Here is a 23,434-nt window from a genome sequence, read left to right as displayed (position 1 = left end):
CTGCCCGCCGGCCCGACGCGCACCGCGCGTTGTTGGACACACGTTCCGCTGCCTGCAAGGGGTCGGCCCCGGGTCCGACCTGAAGGAGAGACTAACCTGATGGGCGTGACACGCCGCGCGAAGATCGTCTGCACTCTTGGTCCCGCCACCTCGTCCCCGGAGCGCATCCGGGGCCTCGTCGAGGCCGGCATGAACGTGGCGAGGCTCAACTTCAGCCACGGCAGCCACGCCGACCACGAGGCGGTCTACCGACTGGTCCGGGAGGCGTCCGAGGCGGCCGGTAAGCCGGTGGCCGTCCTCGCCGATCTTCAGGGTCCCAAGATCCGGCTCGGCCGGTTCGCCGACGGCCCGCACGAGTGGCGCACCGGCGACTCGGTCGTGATCACCGGCGACGAGATCATCGGCACCAAGGATCGGGTCTCCTGCACGTACAGCAAGCTGCCGCAGGAGGTGAAGCCCGGTGACCGGCTGCTGATCGACGACGGCCGGGTCGCCGTCGAGGTCACCGACGTCACCGGCAACGACATCCGCTGCCTGGTCACCGAGGGTGGCCCGGTCTCCAACAACAAGGGCGTCTCGCTGCCCAACGTGGCGGTCAGCGTGCCCGCCATGTCGGAGAAGGACGCCGAGGACCTGCGCTTCGCCCTGGCGCTCGGCGTCGACCTGGTCGCCCTCTCCTTCGTGCGCTCGGCCGAGGACATCAAGCTCGTGCACGGCATCATGGCCGAGGAGGGCGTGTTCCGGCCGGTGCTGGCCAAGGTCGAGAAGCCGGAGGCGGTGGAGCACCTCGAGGCCATCGTGCTCGCCTTCGACGGCGTCATGGTCGCCCGCGGTGACCTCGGTGTCGAGATGCCGCTGGACGAGGTTCCGCTGGTGCAGAAGCGGGCCGTGCAGCTCTGCCGGGAGAACGCCAAGCCGGTCATCGTGGCCACCCAGATGCTCGACTCCATGATCGAGAATTCCCGCCCCACCCGGGCAGAGGCCTCCGACGTGGCCAACGCGGTGCTCGACGGCGCGGACGCGGTGATGCTCTCCGGCGAGACCAGCGTGGGCAAGTACCCCGTGCTGACCGTCAGCACCATGGCCAAGATCGTGATGACCACCGAGTCCGGCTCGATCGGGGTGCCCCGGTTGCAGCACGACCCGCGTACCCACGGTGGCGCGCTCACCGTGGCCGCCTCGTCGATCGCCCGGGCCATCAACGCCAAGGCACTGGTCGCCTTCTCGCAGACCGGTGACACCGTCCGGCGGCTGTCCCGGCTGCACTGCGACCTGCCGCTGCTGGCCTTCACCCCGGTCCCCGAGGTGCGCGACCAGCTCGCCCTGACCTGGGGCGTGGAGACCTTCCTGATGCCGTTCGTGCAGCACACTGATGACATGTTCCGTCAGGTCGACCAGGCGCTGCTCGGTCTCAACCGGGCCAACCCGGGTGACTACGTGGTGATCGTGGCGGGCAGCCCGCCCGGCACTCCCGGCTCGACCAACACGCTGCGCGTACACCAGCTCGGCTCACTGGTCGACGCGGCGTCGGCGCGGGCGCTGCAGTGAGCGACAACCCGGTCGCGGTCGGCCAGGCGGCGGTGGACCAGCTGCTGGAAGTGCTGGACCTCGACCCGATCGGGGAGATGACCTTCCGGGGGATGAGCCCCCCGGTCGGCCCGCAGCGGGTGTACGGCGGCCAGGTCGCGGGCCAGGCCCTGGTCGCCGCCGGCCGTACGGTCGACCCGGAGCGGTTCGTGCACTCGTTGCACGGCTACTTCGTCCGCCCCGGCGACCCGGTCGAGCCGATCGAGTACCAGGTGGAGAACATCCGCGACGGTCGGTCGTTCTCGGTCCGCCGCGCGGTCGCGCTCCAGCACGACAAGCCGATCTTCTTCATGTCGGCGTCCTTCCAGCGGGCCGAGGAGGGTCTGGATCACCAGGCCACGTCTCCGCTGGACGTGCCCGCGCCGCAGGACGTGCCGACGATGTCCGACCGGCTCGCCCGCTACCCGGAGCGGCTGGGCATCTGGGGTCAGATCCCGCGTCCGATCGACGTGCGCTACGTCGGTGAGCCCGGCTGGGTCCGCCCGGGCGACCGGCCCGCCGACCCGCACCAGAGGGTGTGGATGCGCATCGACGGCAAGCTGCCGGACGACCCGCTGCTGCACGCCTGCGCGCTCACCTACGCCTCCGACCTCACCCTGCTGGACTCGGTGCTCTCCATGCACGGCGAGGTGTGGGGGCCGGGCGGTGTCGTCGGCGCGAGCCTCGACCACGCGCTCTGGTTCCACCGGCCGTTCCGCGCCGACGAGTGGTTCCTCTACGACTGCTGGAGCCCGTCGGCGTCCGGAGCGCGCGGGCTGGCCACCGGCCGGATGTTCACCACCGACGGCGCGCAGATCGCCAGCGCCGTCCAGGAGGGTCTGCTGCGCCGCGTCGGCGCGTGAGGCTGTCGGTCATCCCCGCCAGGCATGCACCTGCACCTGGGTGCGTCTTGGCGGGGACGACTGTCTGGGCGAGCCATCACGGCTGATGGATGGCCTCGCCGGCGATCTCGATCTGCACGGTCTTTCCCACCAGAACTCCGCCACTTTCGAGCAGGACGTTCCAGAGCAGACCGTAGTCCTCGCGGTTGATTTCCGCTGTCGCGCTGAATCCGAAAATGTTCTGTCCGTACGGATCGCGACGGGCGCCACCGAAATTCACCTGAAGGTCGACCGCGCGGGTGATCCCCTTCACCGTCAACTCACCGGTGAGGACGAATCGGTCCGGAGCGGGTTCGGACTGTGGCGGGACATTGTGACTTCTGCCTCTTCCGCCGAGTCGGTGGTTTCGCAGCCGGGCCCACTGGAAGATCGGGTCTTCGTTACCCTTCCAGTTGATGCCCGTGCTTCGATATTCGAGGGTGGGAAAGCGTTCCACGTCAAGGAAATCGGCACTCATCAGGTGCGTGTCCCGGTCAGTGCTCCCGGTGGTGATGCTCGCCGTCTCGATGGTTGCGGTCACCGAGGAGAGCAGGGGATCCTCCGCCACGTAGATCTGCGCCGTCGCCTTGGCGAACTCGCCGCGCACCGGGCTCACCATCATGTGCCGGGACAGGAAACCGATCCGCTTGTGCGCCTGATCGAGCTGATAGGTGCCGGCCACCGGGATGGTCATGCCGTCCCAGGTGCGTGTCGCGATATCGGTCATCGTCTTGCCTTCCCCCCGAGCTGTACCCGGGTGTTTATCAATATGCTGCCGGGGCCCGCGCAAACGGTCAGACAGTCGTACTTCACGCCCAGCATAAGGACGCTCCGGAGCAGCTGTCGGGGCCCCACCTAACGGTGGTTCATGACGCACTTCACCATTCTCGAAGGCCTCCGGCGACGGGTCCGAGCAGACCGGGTTTTCGTCGATGCGTGGCCGATCGGCCCAGGGTCGCCCACCCGGTTGGCGGAGCAGCGGGCTAACCTTGCCGGCATGCGCCTCTCCGCCCGGGTTGACTACGCCCTCCGCGCGGCCGCCGAGCTCGCCGCGACGGCCAGTGGCCCCGGGCGGGGCCGGCCGGTCACGGCTGACCAGCTTGCCCGGGCCCAGGAGATCCCGCCGAAGTTCCTGGAGAGCATCCTGCTCCAGCTTCGCCGGGGCGGCATCGTGCACGCCCAGCGCGGCCCGGAGGGCGGCTACTGGCTGGCCCGCCCGGCTGAGGAGATCTCGCTGGCCGACGTGATCCGGGTGATCGACGGGCCGCTCGCGCACGTCCGCGGGCAGCGCCCGGAGCAGCTCGGCTACCACGGCCCGGCCCGCGCGCTTCAGGAGGTCTGGATCGCGTTGCGGGCCAGCGAGCGGGAGATCCTGGAGTTGGTCAGCGTCGCCGACGTGGCCGCGGGCACGCTGCCCGAACGGGTCACCGAGCTGGTCGCCGACCCGCGCGCCTGGATCTGACCGCCGGCCCGCCGTCCGGCCACGTCACCCGCCCACCCCGTCCGTCCTGGCCGGTCCTCCGTGCTCCGACGCTGACCGCCGGCATCCCATCCACCGATCAGGGTCTTGACCCCGGCCACCCCGTGCCGCATTGTCGACCAAGTCGATAGGAGATGCCGAAAAGACAGGGGGCGCTCGTGCGTAAGCTGCTGGTCCTCGCTCTGGTCGGGCTTGCCGCGCAGTTGGTCGACGGCTCGCTCGGCATGGCGTACGGGCTGACGTCGTCCACCCTGCTGCTGGTCGTCGGGGTCGCCCCGGCCGCCGCCTCCGCGTCGGTGCACCTGGCCGAGATCGGCGCCACGCTCGCCGCCGGGGTGGCGCACTGGCGGTTCGGCAACGTCGACTGGCGGGTGGTGACCCGCATCGCGCTGCCCGGCGCGATCGGCGCGTTCGCCGGCGCCACCCTGCTCAGTTCGATCTCCACCGAGTCGGCCGCGCCGTGGATGGCCGGCATCCTCTTCACGCTCGGCGCGTACCTGCTGGTCCGCTTCGCCCGACCGCTGCGTACCGACCGGGTCGGCGGGCGGCTGCGCGGGCGCTTCCTCGGCCCCCTCGGCCTGGTCGCCGGCTTCGTCGACGCCACCGGCGGTGGGGGCTGGGGCCCGGTGGCCACCCCGGCGCTGCTGGTCTCCGGCCGCCTGGAGCCGCGCAAGGTGATCGGCTCGGTGGACACCGCCGAGTTCGTGGTGGCCGGCGCGGCCAGCATCGGCTTCCTCATCGGGCTGGGCACCGAGGGATTCCTGCTGCCCACCGTGGCCGCGCTGCTCATCGGCGGGCTCATCGCCGCCCCGCTGGCCGCCTGGCTGGTGCGCATCGTGCCGGCCCAACTGCTCGGCGCGGCGGTCGGTGGCGTGATCGTGCTGACCAACGCCCGTACCCTGATCCGCGCGGGCGACCTGGGCGGCGCGCTGCCGCCCCTGGTCTACGCCCTGCTCACCGCCGCTTGGCTGGCCGCGCTGGTGTTCGCCGTGCGCGCCCTGCGCCAAACCCGCCGCACCCGCGCCCGCGCCACCGACGTCGCTCCCACCCCAGCACCCGCCAGCGCAGTCCCGGCCGACCTGGCCGCAACGGGTACGCCCACCACGCGCTGAACCTCGCGACAACATCGCCCGGGCGCTCCACGGCGAGGGCGGGTATGGCCGCGTCGATCATGGAGTCGTGGTGGGCAGAATATCGTCACTTGCCCGCTTTGCGACGCACCACAACTCCATGATCGACGCGCGGGAGGCGGGAGGCGGGGGCGGGGGCGGGAGCGCGGGGGGCGGGGGGGCGGGAGGGTGGTCAGTGGGGGAGTAGGTCGTTGGTGGTGGAGGTCAGCAGCGTCCAGGCCTCGTCGATGTGCCGCTCGGTGGTCTGTGGCGAGCCGACCGCCAGCCGCAGCGTGTACCGGCCGGCCACCCGGGTGTGCGTCAGGTGCACCCGCCCGGTGCGGTTCATCCGGGCCAGCAGCTCGGCGTTGACGTCGTCGTCGGCGCGCAACCGGAAGCAGACCAGCGAGAACGGGTGCGCCGCCGCCAGCTCGAACCGGTCGTCGGCCCGGAGCCGGTCGGCGAACCGGGCGGCCAGTGCCACCCCGGAGCGGATGTGTGCCCGCAGCCCCTCGGCGCCGTACCAGCGCAGCACGAACCACAGCTTCAGGGATCGGAACCGGCGGCCCAGCGGGACCTGCCAGTCCCGGTAGTCGATCACCGCGCCGGACTCGCTGGCCGCGTTGCGCAGGAACTCCGGCAGCACGGTCAGCGCCTCGACCAGCTCAGCGCGGTCGGCCACCCAGAACGCGTCGCAGTCGAAGCCGGTGAGCAGCCACTTGTGCGGGTCGAAGCAGTACGAGTCGGCGTACTCCAGACCGGCGTGCGACCAGCGCAGCTCGGGGCAGACGGCGGCGGCGCCCGCGTATGCGGCATCCACGTGCAGCCAGATCCCGTACTCGGCGCAGATCGCGCCGATCTCGGGCAGCGGGTCGACGGCGGTGGTGGAGGTGGTGCCGATGGTGGCCACCACGATGGCGGGCACGTCCCCGGTGGCCAGGTCGGCTTCGATCGCGGCGCGCAGTGCGGCCGGCTGGAGCGCCTGGGTGTCCGGGTCCACCTCGATCGTGCGGACCCCGTCGGCGCCCAGCCCGGCGATCCGTACGGCCTTCTCGATGGAGGAGTGCCCGTGGGTGGAGGTGTACGCGCGGTAGCGCCGGTCGATGCCGGTGTCGCGCCAGCGGCCCCCGCTGGCCCGGTGCAGTGCGGCCAGGGTGGCCACCAGGGTCGCCGAGGAGGCCGAGTCCTGGATCACCCCGCCACCGGTACCGGTCGAGCGGAACCGTGGCGGCAGGTCCAGCAGTTGGGCCAGCCAGTCCATCATCACGGTCTCCAGCTCGGTGCAGGCCGGGCTGGCGGCCCAGAGCATGCCCTGCACACCGAGCCCGGAGCTGACCAGGTCGCCGAGCACGCTCGGGCCGGAGGTGTTGGCCGGGAAGTAGCCGAAGAAGCCCGGGTGCTGCCAGTGGGTCAGCCCCGGTACGACGATCGCGTCCAGGTCGGCGAGGACCGCCTCGACCGGCTCGCCGGCGGTGGGCGGCGCGACCGGCAGGGCGGCCGCCACGGTGCCCGGCGGGTCGGCCGGGGTGACCGGGCGCTGCTCCAGCGTGGCCCAGTAGTCGGCGATCCAGTCGACCACGGCGTGGCCGGCCCGGCGGAACTCGTCAGGATCCATGTGTGGGGCGCTCACCCGGACGAGTTGATCAGGCATCGTCCGCCGGGGCAAGACGTCACCGGGCCATCAATACAGCAACGGGCATCGATATTGCGCCGTGGAAAGCGCTTGCCTTACGATGCGCGGTGAGTCGGATCCGTGAGTTCCAGGGCGTTCATCCCCGATCAGGTCGCCGCCCGCCGCCGTCGCGGCGGACCAGTTCACCGCGCTTTCCCGGGCAGGGCAGGTGGACCCACAGCGGTCACCCCACCGGATCCCCGGAGGCAGTTCATGCACCCGTCCAGACATCGTCTGATCCTGCTCGCCGGCACGACGGTGACAGTCGTCGTGGCCGCCACCCTCGGTACGGTCGTCGCCTCGGCCGCCGCCGTCGGCTGCCGGGTCGACTACCAGGTCACCAACCAGTGGCAGGGCGGCTTCGGCGCCAACGTCACCGTCACCAACCTCGGCGACCCGGTCACCGGCTGGTCCCTCACCTGGTCGTACACCGCCGGCCAGCAGGTCACCCAGGCGTGGAACGCCGCCGTCACCCAGTCCGGCGCCCAGGTCACCGCGCGCAACGTCGACTACAACGCCACCATCGGCACCGTCGCGTTCGGTTTCAACGGCTCGTGGACCAGCGGCAACCCCGGCCCGGCCAGCTTCGCGCTCAACGGCGCCACCTGCACCGGCGCGCCGCCCACCGACGGTCCGACCACCCCGCCGCCCACTACCCCGCCGCCGACCACCCCGCCGCCGACCACGCCGCCCCCGACCACTCCGCCGCCCACCGGGGGCGGGCTGCAGATGGAGGACCTGGACCGAGGGCTGATCAGCGTCCGCTCCGGCAGCGGCAACCTGGTCTCCTGGCGGCTGCTCGGCACCGAGACCTCCGGCGTCGCGTTCAACCTCTACCGGGGCTCCACCAGGGTCAACGCCAGCCCGATCACCGGCGCCACCACGTACCTCGACAGCGGCGCGGCGGTCGGCTCGGCGTACACCGTCCGCGCCGTGGTGGGCGGTGCCGAGCAGGCCGCGTCGGCGCCCTCCCTCCAGTTCGGCGCCGGCTACCTGGACGTGCCGTTGCAGGTTCCGCCGGGCGGCAGCACCCCCAGCGGGGAGAGCTACACCTACAGCGCCAGCGACGCCTCCGTGGGCGACCTCGACGGCGACGGCAGCTACGAGATCGTGCTCAAGTGGGAGCCGTCGAACGCCAAGGACAACTCCCAGTCCGGCTACACGGGCGTCGTCTACGTGGACGCGTACACCCTTGCCGGGGCTCGGTTGTGGCGCGTCGACCTGGGCCGCAACATCCGCGCCGGCGCCCACTACACCCAGTTCCAGGTGTACGACTACGACGGCGACGGGCGCGCCGAGGTGGCCATGAAGACCGCCGACGGCACCCGCTCCGGCACCGGCCAGGTGATCGGGTCCGCCTCGGCGGACCACCGCAACTCCAGCGGCTACGTGCTGGCCGGCCCGGAGTACCTGACCATGTTCGACGGGCAGACCGGCGCCGTGCTGTCCACCGTCACCTACGACCCGCCGCGCGGCACCGTGTCGTCCTGGGGTGACTCGTACGGCAACCGGGTGGACCGGTTCCTGGCCGGCACCGCGTACCTGGACGGGCAGCGCCCCTCCCTGATCATGGCCCGGGGCTACTACACCCGGGCGGTGGTCGCGGCCTGGGACTTCCGCGACGGCACGCTGCGCAAGCGCTGGACGTTCGACTCGAACGCCTCCGGCAACGGCGCCGCGGCCGGTCAGGGCAACCATCAACTCTCCGTCGCCGACGTCGACGGCGACGGTCGCCAGGAGATCGTCTACGGCGCCGCCACCATCGACGACAACGGTCGGCTGCTCTACTCGACGGGCAACGGGCACGGCGACGCGCTGCACGTCGGCGACCTCGACCCGAGCCGCTCCGGCCTGGAGGTGTTCAAGGTCGACGAGGATGCCAGCAAGCCCGGTTCCTGGTTCGCCGATGCGCGTACCGGTCAGATCCTCTGGTCCACGCCGGCCTCGGGCGACAACGGTCGGGGAGTCTCGGCGGACGTCTGGGCGGGCAGCCCCGGCGCGGAGTCGTGGTCGTCCGCGGTCACCGGGCTGGCCAACACCAGGGGGCAGAACGTCGGCCGTAAGCCGTCGTCGGCCAACTTCCTCGCCTGGTGGGATGGTGACCCGGTGCGTGAGCTGCTCGACGGCACGAAGATCGACAAGTACGGCACCGGCGGTGAGACCCGGCTGCTCACCGGCAGCGACGTGGCGTCCAACAACGGCACCAAGTCCACGCCGGCGCTCTCCGGAGACATCCTGGGCGACTGGCGCGAGGAGGTGATCTGGCGGACCACCGACAGCCGGGCGTTGCGCATCTACAGCACGCCCACCCCGACCAGCACTCGGATCCACACCCTGATGCACGACCCGCAGTATCGGGTGGCGATCGCCTGGCAGAACACCGCCTACAACCAGCCGCCGCACCCGGGGTTCTTTATCGGCGACGGAATGGCCAACCCGCCCACCCCGAACATCTACCTACGCTGATCTGATCCTGGCGGCCCCGAGCGGGGTCGCCCAGGGTGGCAGGCACCGGGCCGCAGCCGCGGAATCCGCTCAGCTCCGGCCCGGTGCGCCACACCGCGGCATTCCCGACCCGTCCCGACCGGAAATGCCGTACCACCACCGGCACCAACGTTAGGCACCGTCCGGGTCGGGGCGGTGACGCTGACATGAAGATCGTGTTTCACGCCTCCCGGCGTAGACCGCCCGCCACCTGCTCGGCGATCAGCTCGTACGAGCGCACCCGGTCCTGCACGTCGTAGACGAGCGTGGTCAGCATCAGCTCGTCCGCACCGGTGCGTTCCTGCAACTCGGTCAGCTGTCGCCGGACGGTCTCCGGCGAGCCCATCGCCTGACCGTCGCGGCGCTGCAGCACGAACTCCCGCTCGATCTCGGTGTACGGGTAGGCCGCCGCCTCCTCGGGCGTGGAGAGGGGTTCCGGCCGGCCGGAGCGCAGCTTCAGGAACGACAGGGCGCTCGGCCCGGCCAGCCACTCTGCCCGCTCGTCGGTCTCCGCGCAGACGGCGTTGACCGCCACCATCGCGTACGGCTTGTCCAGCCACTGGGAGGGCCGGAAGTTCTGCCGATAGAGCGCGAGCGCCGGCAGCGTGTTCGCCGAGCTGAAGTGGTGCGCGAAGGAGAACGGCAGGCCGAGCAGGCCGGCCAGTTGGGCGCTGAAGCCGCTGGAGCCGAGCAGCCAGACCGCCGGCTGCTCACCGTGCCCGGGGGTGGCGATGATCTGCCCGGGCCGCTCTCCGCTGAAGTAGTTCATCAGGTCGTTCAGCTCGCGCGGGAAGCCCTCGGCCGAGAGCCCTTCCATGGTGCGGCGCAGGGCCAGCGCGGTCACCTGGTCGGTGCCCGGCGCCCGGCCGATCCCGAGGTCGATCCGGCCGGGGTGCAGCGCCTCCAGGGTGCCGAACTGCTCGGCCACCACCAGCGGCGCGTGGTTGGGCAGCATCACCCCGCCCGACCCGAGCCGGATCGTGGAGGTGTTCGCGGCCAGGTGGGCGAGCAGCACCGCGGGGGCGGAGCTGGCGATCGCCGGCATGTTGTGGTGCTCGGCCACCCAGAACCGGTGGTAGCCCAGCTCCTCGGTGCGGCGGGCCAGCTCGGTGGTGGCCCGCAGTGCCGCGCCAGCGGTGGTGCCCTTGGCGACCGGGGCAAGATCAAGAACAGACAACGGTACGGTGATCACAGGGTCAACCAACCCGTCGGCGACCGATTTTGTTCCGCTTGGCCGGCATCCGTCGGGTTATTCACCGCCCCTGCCGCTGCTCAGCCCATCCCGCGGGCCTGCTCGAAGATCAGGCTGGTCTGGGTGTGCTGCACCACCGGATCGACGGCGAGGTGGTCCAGCACGAAGTCGCGCAGCGCGTCCCCGGACGCGGCCCGCACATGCAGCACGTAGTCCTCCGCGCCGGCGACGTGGAACACCGACACCACCCCGGGCAGCCGCACCGACCGGGCCCGGAACGCGTCGACCGCCGCCCGCTCGTGCGCGGTCAGCCGTACCGACACCAGCGCCTGCAACGGCAGACCGAGCGCGGCCGGATCCACCTCGGCGTGGAAGCCGCGGATCGCGCCGCGGTCGCGCAGTGCCCGGGTGCGGGTCAGGCAGGTCGACGGCGCCACCCCCACCCGCTCGGCGAGGGCGTTGTTCGGTAGCCGGCCATCCGCGGCCAACTCGGTGAGGATCGCGCGGTCCACCTCGTCCAGGCTTGGGTGGGACCGCACATCGTTCGGCTCAGGGGGCATCCCGCCATCCTCGCCCGAATCTGTCAGCAAAACCAGACCACCGGACAGAATTATGTTCCAGGCTATTGCTCATTAGTTGGCGGATGTTCGACGCTACCGCCATGACGACGGTGGACACCCGGGCCGTGCACGCCGGCCGCGACGACCTACGGACGCTCGGCGTGCACGTACCGCCGATCGACCTGTCCACCACCAACCCGCTGCCCTCGGTCGAGGACGGCGGGAACGCCTACGAGCAGCTCGCCACCGGCGGCCTTCGCCCAGCCGAGGGCGGCTCCGTCTACCAGCGGCTGTGGAACCCCACCGTGGCCCGCTTCGAGACCGCCCTCGCCGAGCTGGAGGGCACCGCGCAGGCCGTCGCCTTCGCCAGCGGCATGGCCGCCCTCACCGCCGCCCTGCTCGCCGCCGGCCGGGACGGCCGTCGGCACGTCGTCGCCGTCCGACCGCTGTACGGCGGCACCGACCACGTGCTGGCCACCGGGCTGCTCGGCACCACCGTCAGTTGGGCCCGCCCCGACGAGGTCGCCGCCGCCGTCCGTCCGGACACCGCGCTGGTCATCGTCGAGACGCCCGCCAACCCCACCCTCGACCTGGTGGACATCGCCGCCGTCGCCACCGCCGCCGGGGACGTCCCGCTGCTGGTCGACAACACGGTCGCCACCCCCGTGCTGCAACAGCCGGCCCGGCACGGTGCCGCCCTCGTGCTGCACAGCGCCACCAAGAGCATCGGCGGGCACGGCGACGTGCTCGCCGGCGTCGTCGCCTGCGACGCGGAGTGGGGCGCCCGGCTGCGCCAGGTCCGCGCGGTCACCGGCGCGATCCTGCACCCGCTCGGCGGCTACCTGTTGCACCGCGGGCTGCAGACCCTGCCGCTGCGCGTCCGCGCCCAGCAGGCCAACGCCGAGAAGCTCGCCGGCTGGCTCACCGACCACCCGGCCGTACATCGCGTGTACCACCCGTCGGTGCACGACCCGGCGGCGTTGGTCGGCCGGCAGATGGCCGGCCCCGGCAGCCTGCTCGCCTTCGAGGTACGCGGCGGCGCACCCGCCGCGGCCGCCGTCGCCGGCGCCTGCCGGCTGATCACCCACGCGGTGTCCCTCGGCGGCGTGGACACCCTGATCCAGCACCCCGCCTCGCTCACCCACCGGCCGGTCGAGGGCGACGCGAAGCCCGTCGGCGGTCTGCTGCGCCTCTCGGTCGGGCTGGAGGACACCGAGGACCTGCGCGCTGACCTCGCCCAGGCGCTCGACATCCTCTGCTGACCGGCCGGGCCGGTCGGCTCAGGCCAGGTCCTTGCCGGCCAGCACCCGCCGGGGCGAGCCCTCCCGGGCCACCCGCAGCATTGCCTGGCCGAGTCGGTCGGTGCTGGTCACCTGGTTCGGGAAGAGCCGGCTCACCACCGGGAACAGCGGGCTGGTCACCGCGTAGAGCACGCGGTACCAGCGCGTCCGTGACACGGCGCCGTGCGTCGGCTGGATGAAGCCCGGCCGGGCCGCGTAGCCGTTGGGCAGGAGATCGCGGAGCGCGTTCTCGGTGCGGCCCTTGACCCGCGCCCACATCACCCGGCCCCGCCCGGTGGAGTCGGTGCCGACGCCGGAGACGTAGACGAAGGTGACGCTCGGGCTCACCTCCGCCAGCAGCCGCGCCGCCGCGAGCGGATAGTCATAGCTGATCTTGGTGTACGCGGCCTCGTCGAGGCCCAACGAGGAGACGCCGAGGCAGTAGAAGCAGGCGTCGACGCCGGTCAGTTCGGCGCGCACCGCGTCCAGCTCGCCGACGTCGGCGACGACGAGCTCGCGCAGCTTCGGATGCCGCTGCCCGGTCGGCTTCCGGCCGACGGTCAGCACCTCCCGCACGTCCTCGGCGAGCAGGCACTCGCGCAGCACGCCCTGACCGACCATGCCGGTCGCGCCGAAGATGACCACCCGCATCAGTTCGCACCCCTGTCGTCGATCTCGTCGCCCGGCCGGTCCGGTCGGGCCAGCCGTAGGCGGCGGGGTCCGTCGGATTGTCGACACCGTGCGATCGGCGGAAGCAACGGATGAGAGTACGCGTGCTGCCGACCGGATGCGGTGGCGGCGAGCGCGGTGGACGCGGGCTCGAGCCCGCGTCTGAGGTGGGTGCCGGGAGCGGGATTCGAACCCGCAAGCCCTTTCGGGCAGAAGTGTTTGAGACTTCCGTGTATGCCGTTCCACCATCCCGGCGAGTGCCGCTTACTGTACCCGACTACGCTTCTGCGGGAGCATGGGTGGTAGCCGTGCAGGAACGATGGTGGGGGTAGGGCTGGTGGCCGAGACGCCGACGGATGCCGAGCGCAGGCGGGTGCTGATCGCCGAGGACGAGGCGCTGATCCGGCTGGACCTCGCCGAGATGCTGGTCGAGGAGGGCTACGAGGTGGTGGGCGAGGCCGGCGACGGCGAGACCGCCGTCCGCCTCGCCGAGGAGTTGAAGCCCGACCTGGTCATCCTCGACATCAAGATGCCGATCATGGATGGGCTGGCCGCCGCCGAGCGGATCGCCGGCGCCCGGATCGCCCCGGTGATCATCCTGACCGCGTTCAGCCAGCGTGACCTGGTCGAGCGCGCGCGGGCGGCGGGCGCGATGGCGTACCTGGTGAAGCCCTTCCAGAAGAGCGACCTGGTCCCGGCGGTGGAGATCGCGCTGTCGCGCTACTCGGAGGTCGCCGCGCTGGAGGCGGAGGTCGCCGGCCTGACCGACCGCCTGGAGATCCGCAAGACGGTGGAGCGCGCCAAGGGTGCGCTGATGACCACGTACGGGATGACCGAACCGCAGGCGTTCAAGTGGATCCAGCGCACGGCGATGGACCACCGGATGACCATGAAGGAGGTCGCCGAGCGGATCCTCGCCGAGACCGCTGGCGGCGAGGTGGCGCAGCCGACCGTCTGATCGGCGTCCGCTTCCCGACTGCCCCGTCGGATCGGTTCCGGTCGTGCGGCAGGTCGGGGGCCACCGCGCGGCGGCTGCGGGGCATAACATCGAGGCGTGTCCGTCCGACGGGTCATCGCGGTGTTCGGTCTCTTCGTGCTGCTGCTCTCCGGCTGCGACGGGCCCGCCGATCCGGCCGCCGAGACGTCGACCGGCGTGGGGCCGACCGCCGCCGCGCCGGTGCTCCGGCCGGGGTGGCAGCCTCTGACGGTGCCGGCGCCGCCGGGTGGCGAGGGCCGCCTGCTGCTCCGCGACGCGGCGGCCTGCGCGGGCCGTTGGTTCCTGGTCGGTGGTGTCGTCGACGCCGCTGGCGGCACCCGCCCGGCGGCCTGGACCAGCGTGGACGGTACGACCTGGACGGTCGTGCCGGTGCGCGCTGATTCCTTCTACGGCCGGCAGAACGTGCTCTCGTCGGTGGCCTGCCGCGACGGGAGGGCGGCGGTGATCGGCGCCAAGACCGGTGGGGCGCACGGCTATCCGCGGATCAGCACCTGGCGGCAGTTGCCCGACGGCACGCTGGTCGAGGTGCAGGCGTCGTTCGAGACGTTCGGCGGGCCGACGGCGGTCAACGTGTCCCGGTTGGCGGCTGGCGCCCCGGGCTGGCTGATCGTCGGCAATCGCTCGGCGGGCGCGGCCTCCTGGGTGTCCTCGCCGGACGCGGCGGAGTTCGCACTGGTGGAGGGCGCACCGGAGCTGGCCAGCGACCCGGTCGGGGTGACCTGGGCGTTCGACGCCGTGGCGGCGCCGCCGGGCTGGCTGGCGGTGGGTGGCCTGCTGCCGGCCGGCCGGATCGACCGGGATCCGGCGGTCTGGTCGTCGCCGGACGGGCGGTCGTGGCGGCGCACGGTGCTGCCGGGCGGCCCGGAGTACGAGGAGATGCAGCGGGTGACGCTCGTCGGCGGGGTGCCGGTGGCGGTCGGGCTGCGCGGGGCGACGTTCGGCGCGTGGCGGCAGGAGGCGTCGGGCTGGGTGGCCGCCGGGACGTTCGGCCGGCGGGCCGGGGCCGGGGTGCCCGGGGTGGCCTCGCTGGTCGCCGCCGGGGATCGGCTGGTCGTCGCCGTGACCGACGGTGCGCGGCACTCGGTGTGGGTCTCGGCCGATCGTGGCGGGTCGTGGCGGGAGGCCGCGATGCCGCTTGATGTGTCGGCGGGGGTCGATCGGGACGTGGCGCTGGTGGCGGTGGGCGACCGGTGGTGGTTGGCGGCGGACGACGGCACGCGGGCGGGGTTGTGGTCGGCGGCCGGCGTGGGCGCCTGAGCACCGGTGGTCGCGCGGCGCTCTGCCCCGGGTGGGATGTGCCGAGCCGTTTCCGCAGGTCAGGGGGCCTTTCGCCAGGGGGATCCCGGTCCGGGCGGGTGCGGGTGAGCTCCGACCGGACGCCGGCTTAAGGACCGACCGGCGGATTCACCTGTTACGGACATCGACAAGATTGCGCTCGTCTTCGTAACGGTTTCGCAGACCCCCCGTTCAGGCCTTCCGGGACGGTGTGCCGTGTCGGTACGCTCCGCCATCACGAGCCGTAACGCAGGGGAAGTCCCTGCGGGGTGGGTGGAATTGCGGGCCTGCTGCTGTCGCCGTCGTTTCGGGTCAGCCGCGTCCGCATCTGGAGGAGGTCAGGAAGCCGTGAGGCGAAGCTATGTACGGGCGCTGGGTACCGTTGCGCTCGCCGCGACCCTAGTGGTCGCGGCTGGTTGCCAGGATTCCGGTGGAGGCGATGATGGGACCGCGTCAGGTGACTGCGGTGGCAAGATCGCGATCTTCGGCGCGTTCACGGGTGACAACGCGGGTCTGGTGATCCCGTCGCTGAACGGCGCGAAGCTCGCCGTGAAGCAGTTCAACGAGGCGAACCCGAACTGCAAGGTCACCATGCAGGAGTTCGACACCCAGGGTGACCCCGCGGTGGCGACCCCGTTCGCGAACCAGATCGCTGGGGACAACTCGTTCCTCGGTGTCATCGGTGGTCACTTCTCCGGTGAGTCGGACGCCACGATGCCGATCTACCAGGCCGCGGGCCTGGCGATGATCAGCCCGTCGGCGACCCGGACGGACCTGACCCAGAAGGGCAACACGTCCTTCTACCGCGTCGTCGGCAACGACGGCACGCAGGCCGGTGCGGTGGCGAGCTACCTGAAGACGCAGAGCGCGCAGAAGGTCTTCCTCGTCGATGACGCCAGCGCGTACGGCGCGGGCATCACCGAGGAGCTGGGCAAGCAGCTCGGCCCGCTGGTGGTGAACAAGGACAAGATCCAGGAGCGGCAGGCGCAGTTCGACGCCACCATCTCCAAGATCAAGTCTGCGCAGGCGGACTTCGTCTTCTACGGCGGTTACACCCGTGAGGCCGCTCCGCTGGTGAAGCAGATGCGCGCTGCCGGTGTCCAGGCCAAGTTCGTCGGCCCGGACGGTCTCTACGACCCGGCGTTCCCGGCGGGTGCCTCCGGCGGTGCCGAGGGCGCGATCATCACCTGCCCGTGCCTCCCGGCTGACAAGGCCGGCGGCACCTTCTCCGCCGACTACCAGAAGGAGTACGGCATCGCGCCGGGCTCCTACGGTGCAGAGGGCTTCGACGGCGCCAAGGTCTACCTGGACGCCTTCAAGGACGGCAAGAAGAGCCGGGCCGACATCCTGGCGTACGTGAAGGCGTACGACAAGCAGGGCGTGTCGAAGTACATCAAGTTCGATGCCAAGGGTGACGTCGACCCGTCGAAGGTCGTCATCTGGGCCTACCAGATCAAGGGCACGGCTATCGAGCCGCTGCAGGAGCTCAAGCTCAGCTGACGCCCAGGCACTGGAGTGCGGCCGGGGTGTCTCACCCCGGCCGCGCTCGATTCAAGGAGACCCCCGGTGCATTTCGATGAACTGATCGGCCATCTCGGCCAGCACACGGTCGATGGCCTGTCCAAGGGCGCTATCTACGCCCTGATCGCCCTTGGTTACACCCTCGTCTATGGCGTCCTTCGTCTGATCAACTTCGCGCACTCCGAGGTCTTCATGGTCGGTACCTTCGCGGTGCTGATCCTTTGGACCCAGCTCGGGGTGCAAAATAACCCCCCTGTCGGCCAGGCGATCCTGTTCCTGGTGCTCGGTCTGATCGTCGCGGCGGTCGCCTCCGGCGGTACGGCTCTGGCGCTTGAGCGGATCGCGTACCGGCCGTTGCGGCGTAAGAACGCGCCGCCGCTGATCTTCCTGATCACCGCGATCGGTCTGTCGCTGGTCTTCGTCGAGCTCTTCGGCCAGGTGCTGCCCAAGCTGCTCGGTGGCGTGTTGCCGGAGGCGTTCGGCCGGCCCCGGCAGATCGTCGGTATGCCGACGATCATCCAGCAGGAGACCCTGTTCACCATCGGCAACACGGCGATCACGAACATCCAGGTGATCGTCTTCGTCGCGGCCGTGGCGATGATGGCGCTGCTGGACTGGTTCATCAACCGCACCCGGTATGGCCGGGGCGTGCGGGCGGTGGCCCAGAACCCGGAGACCGCCGCGCTGATGGGCGTCAACCAGGAGCGCGTGATCATGCTGATCTTCGTGCTCGGTGGGATCATGGCCGGCGCCGCCGCTCTGTTGTGGAGCATGCGGTTCGGCTTCACCCAGAACAGCATCGGCTTCGTGCTCGGCCTCAAGGCGTTCACCGCCGCGGTCCTGGGCGGCATCGGTAACCTGCGCGGCGCGCTGCTGGGTGGCCTCTTCCTCGGCATCGTCGAGGTCTACGGCGCCACGCTCTTCGCGTCCAACTGGGAGGACGTCATCGCCTTCGTGGTGCTGATCGTGGTGCTGATGTTCCGGCCGACCGGTCTGTTGGGCGAGTCGCTCGGGAGGGCCCGCGCATGATCGACAAGATTCGCTCCGCTGATCGCCGCCGGGTGAGCCTGCTGACCACGGTCGGCGACCGCTGGCGGGCGCTGACGAAGTGGCAGCAGGCCCTCGGGCTGGCCGCCTTCGTGGCGGTCCTCTACTACCTGCCGCTGCTCGGCATTCCGGGCCTGACCTGGTTGCGTACCGACTCGATCGAGGGCGGTAACAACTGGGCGGGTGTGCTCTTCGTCTGCGCCATCTACGTGTTGGTCGCGATCGGCCTGAACGTGGTGGTCGGCCTCGCCGGCCTGCTCGACCTGGGCTACATCGGCTTCTTCGCCATCGGGGCGTACAGCGTGGCGCTGTTCGGTTCGGTGAACTCGCCGGTGGTGAAGTGGATCCAGCAGGAGTTCGACCTGCCGGCGACCTGGGCGGTGACCTGGGCGATCTGCCTGTTCATCGCGATCGTGCTGACGATGATCTCCGGGGTGCTGCTGGGCTGGCCGACGCTGCGGCTGCGCGGTGACTACCTGGCCATCGTGACCCTGGGCTTCGGCGAGATCATCCGGATCGTGGCCCGCAACGCCACCGGGCTGACCAACGGCCCGGTGGGCATCTCGGCCATCCCCGGCCCGGAGGGTGCGCCGTCAGCGGACAACAAGGTGTTCGGTCTGATCGACGCGAAGCCCTGGTACTGGCTGGCGATCACCTTCGTGCTGATCATGGTTTTCCTGGTCCGCCGGCTGGAGCACAGCCGGGTCGGCCGGGCATGGCTGGCCGTGCGGGAGGACGAGGACGCCGCCGCGGTGATGGGTGTGTACCCGTTCAAGTTCAAGCTCTGGGCGTTCGCCATCGGTGCGGCCCTCGGCGGCCTGTCGGGCTTCCTGTTCGGCAGCCGGAACGCGTTCATCGACCCGACCCAGTTCAACGCGAACCTGTCCATCCTCTTCGTCGCCATGGTGGTCGTCGGTGGCTCCGGCAACATGATCGGCGTCTCGCTCGGCGCGGTGCTGCTGGCGTACCTGCCGGAACGGTTCCGCGACTTCGCCGACTACCGGTGGTTGGTCTTCGGTCTGGCCATGGTGCTGGTGATGATCCTGCGTCCGCAGGGCCTTGTCCCGAGCCGGCGGCGTGCCCGCGAGTTGAAGGACCGCGCGGCGGAGGCAGAGGAGGCACCAGCTCATGTCTGACCAGACCACCAGCACCGCAGCGCCGAAGATCCCGACTCAGGCGGGACCGCGGCCGATACTGCTCGAAGTCGACGACGTCACGCTCCGCTTCGGCGGTGTGGTCGCCCTCGACAAGATCAATTTCCAGATCTACGAGGGCGAGATCCTCGGCCTCATCGGGCCGAACGGCGCCGGCAAGACCACCAGCTTCAACGTGATGACCGGGGTGTACAAGCCGACGTCCGGGGCCGTCCGGTTCCGGGGCCAGAAGGTGACCGGTCGCAAGCCGCACCAGATCAGCCAGCTCGGCATCTCCCGGACGTTCCAGAACATCCGTCTCTTCCCGGAGATGACGGCGCTGGAGAACGTCATGGTCGGCACGGACTCGCGGCACAAGACGAGCGTGCCCGGGGCGCTGTTCCGGCTCTACCGGGTTCGCCCGAAGCCGGAGGAGCTGCCGCAGGTCACCGCCGCGTCCGGGATCGTCCGGACCTGGCAGCAGGTGCGCCTGTCGGCCGCGAAGATCTTCGGCCTGTCCCGGCACATCCTCGAGGAGCGGGCGGCCGAGTCCAAGGCGCTCGAGCTGCTGCGCTTCGTCGGGATCGCCGACCGGGCCAACGACGAGGCGCGCAACCTGCCGTACGGCTACCAGCGCCGATTGGAGATCGCCCGGGCGCTGGCCACCGAGCCGAAGCTGATCTGCCTGGACGAGCCGGCCGCCGGCTTCAACCCGGCGGAGAAGGAGGAGCTCCTCACCCTGATTCGCAGGATCCGTGACAAGGGCCTGACCGTCCTGCTCATCGAGCACGACATGCGGCTGGTCATGGGGGTCACCGACCGGATCGTGGTGCTGGAGTTCGGCCGCAAGATCGCCGAGGGTGCGCCCGCGGAGGTCAGCCGCGATCCGAAGGTGATCGCCGCATACCTGGGGGAGCCCGCCGATGACGCTGCTTGAGCTCGAGAACGTCGCCGTTGCCTACGGCCGGATCGAGGCGCTGCACGGCATCAGCCTGAGCGTCAACGAGGGTGAGGTGGTGGCCCTGATCGGCGCGAACGGCGCCGGTAAGACCACCACCATGCGGGCCATCTCCGGGACCCGGGCGCTCGCCAGCGGGAAGATCACGTTCAACGGTGAGGACATCAGCAAGCTCCGGGCCGACCTGCGGGTGGTCCGGGGGCTGTGTCAGTCGCCGGAGGGGCGGCAGATCTTCCCGGGTATGACGGTGATGGAGAACCTGGACATGGGGGCGTACACCCGGCGGGACTCCGCCGGCATCGCCGCCGACCTGGACCGGGTGCTGACCCTGTTTCCGCGGCTGGCCGAGCGGCGCAAGCAGGCCGGCGGCACGCTCTCCGGCGGCGAGCAGCAGATGCTCGCGGTCGGCCGGGCGCTGATGAGCCGGCCGAAGCTGCTGCTGCTCGACGAGCCGTCGATGGGTCTGGCCCCGTTGGTGATCCGGCAGATCTTCGACATCATCACGGAGATCAACCAGCAGGGCACCACGATCCTGCTGGTGGAGCAGAACGCCCAGCAGGCGCTCTCCCGGGCGCACCGCGGCTACGTGCTGGAGACCGGTCAGATCGTGAAGGAAGGGACCGGTCAGGAGTTGCTGCACGACCCGTCGGTCAAGGAGGCGTACCTCGGCGTGGCCTGAGCCATCCGACCAACCAGCGGCCGGCCATCCCTCACAGGGTGGCCGGCCGCCGGCGTTCCGGCCGGCCGTCTGTTCCGCCGTCGGACGCGCGGTGCCGCCACCCGGGGATGTCGGTGCGACGGACTAGAGTCGCTGCCGTGACAGCTACGACGCCGCGCCTACTTCTCGTCGACGGACACTCCCTGGCATACCGGGCGTTCTTCGCCCTGCCGGTGGAAAACTTCTCCACCACGACGGGCCAGCCCACCAACGCGGTCTACGGCTTCACCTCGATGCTGATCAACGTGCTGCGCGACGAGCAGCCCACCCACATCGTCGTCGCGTTCGACGTCTCCCGCCGCTCCTTCCGCACCGACCGGTACGCGGAGTACAAGGCCGGCCGCAGCGAGACCCCGACCGACTTCAAGGGCCAGGTCAGCCTGGTCAAGGAGGTCCTGGCCGCGCTGCAGATCCCGGTGGTGGAGATGGAGGGCTACGAGGCCGACGACGTCATCGCGACGCTCGCCTGCCAGGCCCGCGACCAGGGCATGACGGTGCTGATCAGCAGCGGTGACCGGGATGCCTTCCAGTTGGTCGGCGACCAGGTCACCGTGTTGTACCCGCGCAAGGGTGTCTCCGACCTGGCCCGGATGGACCCGGCGGCGATCGAGGCGAAGTACGGCGTCGGTCCGGAGCGTTACCGGGACCTGGCCGCGCTGGTCGGCGAGACCAGCGACAACCTGCCCGGCGTCCCGGGCGTCGGCCCGAAGACCGCGGCAAAGTGGATCGCCACGTACGGCGGGGTGGAGGGCGTGATCGCCCGCGCCGACGAGATCAAGGGCAAGGCCGGCGACAGCCTGCGCGAGCGGCTCGCCGACGTGATCCGTAACTACGAGATCAACTGCCTGGTCTCCGACCTTGAGCTGCCGCTGCGCCCGGAGGACGCCCGGTGGGCCGGCTGGGACCGGGAGGCGGTGCACCAGGTCTTCGACACCCTGGAGTTCCGCATCCTGCGCGATCGGCTCTACCAGTACCTGGAGGCGGTCGAGCCGGAGGCCGAGTCCGGCTTCGACCTCACCGGCGAGGTGCTCACCGAGCCGGGCGCGCTGACCGCCTGGCTTTCCGCGCACGCCCCGACCGGCACCCCGGTCGGGTTGGCGATCAAGCTTGACACCGGCCCCAACCGCCGGCACACCGCCTCGATCACCGGCCTGGCGCTGGCCACCGCCGGCGGAGCGGCGGCCTGGGTGGACCCGGCGCGACTCGACGCGGCCGACGAGGGCGCGCTGGCCGGCTGGTTGACCGACGCGCAGCGGCCCAAGGTGCTGCACGACAGCAAGCCGGCCGTGCTGGCCTGTTCCGCGCACGGCTGGGAGCTGTCCGGCATCGTCCGCGACACCCAGATCGCCGCGTACCTGGCCCGCCCCGACCAGCGCTCCTACGACCTGACCGACCTGGCGCTGCGCTACCTGCACCGGGAGCTGCGGGTCGACGCGCCGGAGACCGGCCAGCTCACCCTCGACGGGCTGGGTGACGAGAGCGTGGCCGAGCAAAATCTGATGCTCCAGGCCCGGGCCACCCTCGACCTGGCCGACGCCATCGACGCCGAGCTGTCCCGCGACGGCGAGCAGTCGGCCCGGCTGATGGCCGGCGTGGAGCTGCCGCTGATGCGGGTCCTGGCCGGCATGGAGCGCACGGGCATCGCCGCCGACACGCATTATCTGTCCGAGTTGGAGGCGCACTTCGCCGCCGAGGTGAAGGCCGCCGCGCAGGGCGCGTACGAGGCGGTGGGCCGGGAGTTCAACCTGGGCTCGCCCAAGCAGCTGCAGGAGATCCTCTTCACCGAGCTGGGCCTGCCGAAGACCAAGAAGATCAAGACGGGCTACACCACCGACGCCGACGCCCTGCAGTGGCTCTACGCGCAGACCCCGCACCCGGTGCTGGCTCACCTGCTGCGCCACCGGGACGTGGCCAAGCTCAAGTCGACCGTCGACGGGCTGCTCAAGTCGGTCTCCGACGACGGCCGGATCCACACCACCTTCAACCAGACGGTCGCGGCCACCGGGCGACTCTCCTCCACCGAGCCCAACCTGCAGAACATCCCGATCCGCACCGAGGAGGGCCGGCGCATCCGCCGGGCCTTCGTGGTGGGTGAGGGCTACGAGTGCCTGCTCACCGCCGACTACAGCCAGATCGAGATGCGCATCATGGCGCACCTCTCCTCGGACGACGCGCTCATCGAAGCCTTCAACTCCGGCGCCGACTTCCACGCCGCCACCGCATCGTCGGTCTTCGGGGTGCCGCTCGACGAGGTCACCCCGGACCAGCGCCGCAAGATCAAGGCGATGAACTACGGCCTGGCGTACGGGCTGAGCGCGTTCGGCCTGTCCCAGCAGCTCGGCATCGGCACCGAAGAGGCGCGCGGGCTGATGGAAAACTACTTCGCCGGCTTTGGCGGGGTGCGCGACTACCTGCAGCAGGTGGTCGCCCGAGCCCGCCAGGACGGCTACACCTCGACCATCCTGGGTCGCCGCCGCTACCTGCCGGACCTGGTCAGCGACAACCGGCAGCGCCGGGACATCGCCGAGCGGATGGCGCTCAACGCCCCGATCCAGGGCTCCGCGGCCGACATCATCAAGGTGGCGATGCTGCACGTCGACACCGCGCTGGGCGAGGCCGGGCTGCGCTCCCGGATGCTGTTGCAGGTGCACGACGAGCTGGTCTTCGAGGTCGCGCCGGGTGAGCGGGACGCGCTGGAGGCGCTGGTTCGGCGGGAGATGGGCGGGGCGTACCCGTTGTCGGTGCCGCTGGAGGTGTCGGTCGGCAACGGCCGGGACTGGAACAGCGCCGACCACTGATCCTGTGCTGCGGTGGTGGGGTTCCGGGGCAGCCCGACCCGCTCCGGGCGGTCAGGCTTGATCCCTGCGCGGGTCGGGCTGCCCCGGAACCCCC

The 23,434-nt window shown here is 70.9% G+C and carries 19 protein-coding genes and 1 tRNA gene; 14 read left to right on the top strand and 6 right to left on the bottom strand.

Features of this window, described 5'->3' with window-relative positions; translation table 11 throughout:
• Positions 1-99: 99 nt before the first annotated feature.
• The gene (gene pyk, locus ACFY29_RS06675; protein WP_386983950.1) at positions 100-1,548 is read left to right on the top strand and encodes a pyruvate kinase; all 1,449 of its coding nucleotides are present in this window, start codon (positions 100-102) and stop codon (positions 1,546-1,548) included.
• A complete protein-coding gene (locus tag ACFY29_RS06670; protein WP_328418808.1) occupies positions 1,545-2,429 on the top strand; it encodes an acyl-CoA thioesterase II in 885 nt (294 codons plus the stop codon). Before pyk ends, ACFY29_RS06670 begins: the two co-directional genes overlap by 4 nt.
• A 76-nt stretch (positions 2,430-2,505) precedes the next feature.
• Here the strand turns inward: ACFY29_RS06670 and ACFY29_RS06665 are convergent, their stop codons facing one another.
• Entirely contained in the window at positions 2,506-3,174 is a 669-nt protein-coding gene (locus ACFY29_RS06665) for a YceI family protein (protein WP_355609693.1), read from the bottom strand.
• Positions 3,175-3,444: 270 nt separating this feature from the next.
• Here ACFY29_RS06665 and ACFY29_RS06660 point away from each other — a divergent pair, with 270 nt between their 5' ends.
• Both ACFY29_RS06660 and ACFY29_RS06655 read left to right on the top strand, forming a co-directional pair.
• Positions 3,445-3,909 (top strand): RrF2 family transcriptional regulator, encoded by a 465-nt coding sequence (locus ACFY29_RS06660; RefSeq protein WP_386983947.1) that lies wholly within the window; start codon positions 3,445-3,447, stop codon positions 3,907-3,909.
• Positions 3,910-4,085: 176 nt separating this feature from the next.
• Positions 4,086-5,039, top strand: coding sequence for a sulfite exporter TauE/SafE family protein (locus tag ACFY29_RS06655; protein ID WP_386983945.1), 954 nt, complete (start codon positions 4,086-4,088; stop codon positions 5,037-5,039).
• A 190-nt stretch (positions 5,040-5,229) separates the two neighbouring features.
• On the opposite strand, the gene ACFY29_RS06650 is transcribed toward ACFY29_RS06655, so the two are convergent.
• Positions 5,230-6,666, bottom strand: a complete 1,437-nt coding sequence (locus ACFY29_RS06650; protein WP_386983942.1) for a pyridoxal-dependent decarboxylase — start codon at positions 6,664-6,666, stop codon at positions 5,230-5,232.
• 255 nt (positions 6,667-6,921) lie between these two features.
• Between ACFY29_RS06650 and ACFY29_RS06645 the strand changes: the two genes are divergently transcribed.
• Positions 6,922-9,174: a cellulose binding domain-containing protein gene (locus ACFY29_RS06645; protein WP_386983940.1), complete on the top strand. Its 2,253-nt coding sequence runs from the start codon at positions 6,922-6,924 to the stop codon at positions 9,172-9,174.
• 199 nt (positions 9,175-9,373) lie between these two features.
• On the opposite strand, the gene ACFY29_RS06640 is transcribed toward ACFY29_RS06645, so the two are convergent.
• Together ACFY29_RS06640 and ACFY29_RS06635 are read right to left on the bottom strand one after the other, a co-directional pair.
• Positions 9,374-10,384, bottom strand: a complete 1,011-nt coding sequence (locus tag ACFY29_RS06640) for an LLM class flavin-dependent oxidoreductase (RefSeq protein WP_328418803.1) — start codon at positions 10,382-10,384, stop codon at positions 9,374-9,376.
• Positions 10,385-10,464: 80 nt separating this feature from the next.
• Positions 10,465-10,944 carry an Lrp/AsnC family transcriptional regulator gene (locus ACFY29_RS06635; protein WP_386983938.1) on the bottom strand — a complete coding sequence of 160 codons (480 nt, stop codon included), beginning with the start codon at positions 10,942-10,944 and terminating at the stop codon, positions 10,465-10,467.
• A gap of 83 nt (positions 10,945-11,027) precedes the next feature.
• Between ACFY29_RS06635 and ACFY29_RS06630 the strand changes: the two genes are divergently transcribed.
• Positions 11,028-12,206, top strand: a complete 1,179-nt coding sequence (locus ACFY29_RS06630; protein WP_386983936.1) for a trans-sulfuration enzyme family protein — start codon at positions 11,028-11,030, stop codon at positions 12,204-12,206.
• 18 nt (positions 12,207-12,224) lie between these two features.
• Here ACFY29_RS06630 and ACFY29_RS06625 read toward each other — a convergent pair whose 3' ends face one another.
• Together ACFY29_RS06625 and ACFY29_RS06620 are read right to left on the bottom strand one after the other, a co-directional pair.
• Positions 12,225-12,875: an NAD-dependent epimerase/dehydratase family protein gene (locus ACFY29_RS06625; protein ID WP_386983934.1), complete on the bottom strand. Its 651-nt coding sequence runs from the start codon at positions 12,873-12,875 to the stop codon at positions 12,225-12,227.
• A 190-nt stretch (positions 12,876-13,065) separates the two neighbouring features.
• A tRNA-Leu gene (locus ACFY29_RS06620) sits at positions 13,066-13,148 on the bottom strand.
• Positions 13,149-13,230: 82 nt separating this feature from the next.
• Between ACFY29_RS06620 and ACFY29_RS06615 the strand changes: the two genes are divergently transcribed.
• The 8 genes from ACFY29_RS06615 (at position 13,231) to polA (ending at position 23,340) form a co-directional block, all read left to right on the top strand.
• Entirely contained in the window at positions 13,231-13,851 is a 621-nt protein-coding gene (locus tag ACFY29_RS06615; protein WP_089019813.1) for an ANTAR domain-containing response regulator, read from the top strand.
• A gap of 96 nt (positions 13,852-13,947) precedes the next feature.
• Positions 13,948-15,147, top strand: coding sequence for a hypothetical protein (locus tag ACFY29_RS06610; protein WP_386983933.1), 1,200 nt, complete (start codon positions 13,948-13,950; stop codon positions 15,145-15,147).
• A 366-nt stretch (positions 15,148-15,513) separates the two neighbouring features.
• Positions 15,514-16,665 carry a branched-chain amino acid ABC transporter substrate-binding protein gene (locus tag ACFY29_RS06605; protein ID WP_328418798.1) on the top strand — a complete coding sequence of 384 codons (1,152 nt, stop codon included), beginning with the start codon at positions 15,514-15,516 and terminating at the stop codon, positions 16,663-16,665.
• Positions 16,666-16,731: 66 nt separating this feature from the next.
• Entirely contained in the window at positions 16,732-17,715 is a 984-nt protein-coding gene (locus tag ACFY29_RS06600) for a branched-chain amino acid ABC transporter permease (protein ID WP_355609709.1), read from the top strand.
• Positions 17,712-18,869, top strand: a complete 1,158-nt coding sequence (locus ACFY29_RS06595) for a branched-chain amino acid ABC transporter permease (RefSeq protein ID WP_355609711.1) — start codon at positions 17,712-17,714, stop codon at positions 18,867-18,869. Before ACFY29_RS06600 ends, ACFY29_RS06595 begins: the two co-directional genes overlap by 4 nt.
• On the top strand, positions 18,862-19,803 hold the full coding sequence (locus ACFY29_RS06590) for an ABC transporter ATP-binding protein (RefSeq protein WP_328418795.1): 942 nt from the start codon (positions 18,862-18,864) through the stop codon (positions 19,801-19,803). Before ACFY29_RS06595 ends, ACFY29_RS06590 begins: the two co-directional genes overlap by 8 nt.
• A complete protein-coding gene (locus ACFY29_RS06585; protein WP_328418794.1) occupies positions 19,790-20,503 on the top strand; it encodes an ABC transporter ATP-binding protein in 714 nt (237 codons plus the stop codon). The genes ACFY29_RS06590 and ACFY29_RS06585 overlap by 14 nt, the downstream gene beginning before the upstream one ends.
• A 137-nt stretch (positions 20,504-20,640) precedes the next feature.
• A complete protein-coding gene (polA, locus tag ACFY29_RS06580; protein WP_386983929.1) occupies positions 20,641-23,340 on the top strand; it encodes a DNA polymerase I in 2,700 nt (899 codons plus the stop codon).
• The last annotated feature ends 94 nt before the right edge of the window (positions 23,341-23,434 follow it).

The sequence above is a fragment of the Micromonospora sp. NPDC000668 genome (assembly GCF_042897975.1).
In the GTDB taxonomy this organism is placed as follows: Bacteria; Actinomycetota; Actinomycetes; order Mycobacteriales; family Micromonosporaceae; genus Micromonospora.
Note: the sequence above shows the minus strand (reverse complement) of the source record. Positions and strands in the feature narration are given on the sequence as shown.

What these genes read in the sequence shown, in the direction of transcription:
- pyk (WP_386983950.1), top strand. Translation starts at nt 100, where the DNA reads ATGGGCGTGACACGCCGCGCGAAGATCGTCTGCACTCTTGGTCCCGCC.
- ACFY29_RS06665 (WP_355609693.1), bottom strand. Translation starts at nt 3,174, where the DNA reads ATGACCGATATCGCGACACGCACCTGGGACGGCATGACCATCCCGGTG.
- ACFY29_RS06660 (WP_386983947.1), top strand. Translation starts at nt 3,445, where the DNA reads ATGCGCCTCTCCGCCCGGGTTGACTACGCCCTCCGCGCGGCCGCCGAG.
- ACFY29_RS06645 (WP_386983940.1), top strand. Translation starts at nt 6,922, where the DNA reads ATGCACCCGTCCAGACATCGTCTGATCCTGCTCGCCGGCACGACGGTG.
- ACFY29_RS06635 (WP_386983938.1), bottom strand. Translation starts at nt 10,944, where the DNA reads ATGCCCCCTGAGCCGAACGATGTGCGGTCCCACCCAAGCCTGGACGAG.
- ACFY29_RS06630 (WP_386983936.1), top strand. Translation starts at nt 11,028, where the DNA reads ATGTTCGACGCTACCGCCATGACGACGGTGGACACCCGGGCCGTGCAC.
- ACFY29_RS06625 (WP_386983934.1), bottom strand. Translation starts at nt 12,875, where the DNA reads ATGCGGGTGGTCATCTTCGGCGCGACCGGCATGGTCGGTCAGGGCGTG.
- ACFY29_RS06595 (WP_355609711.1), top strand. Translation starts at nt 17,712, where the DNA reads ATGATCGACAAGATTCGCTCCGCTGATCGCCGCCGGGTGAGCCTGCTG.
- ACFY29_RS06590 (WP_328418795.1), top strand. Translation starts at nt 18,862, where the DNA reads ATGTCTGACCAGACCACCAGCACCGCAGCGCCGAAGATCCCGACTCAG.
- ACFY29_RS06585 (WP_328418794.1), top strand. Translation starts at nt 19,790, where the DNA reads ATGACGCTGCTTGAGCTCGAGAACGTCGCCGTTGCCTACGGCCGGATC.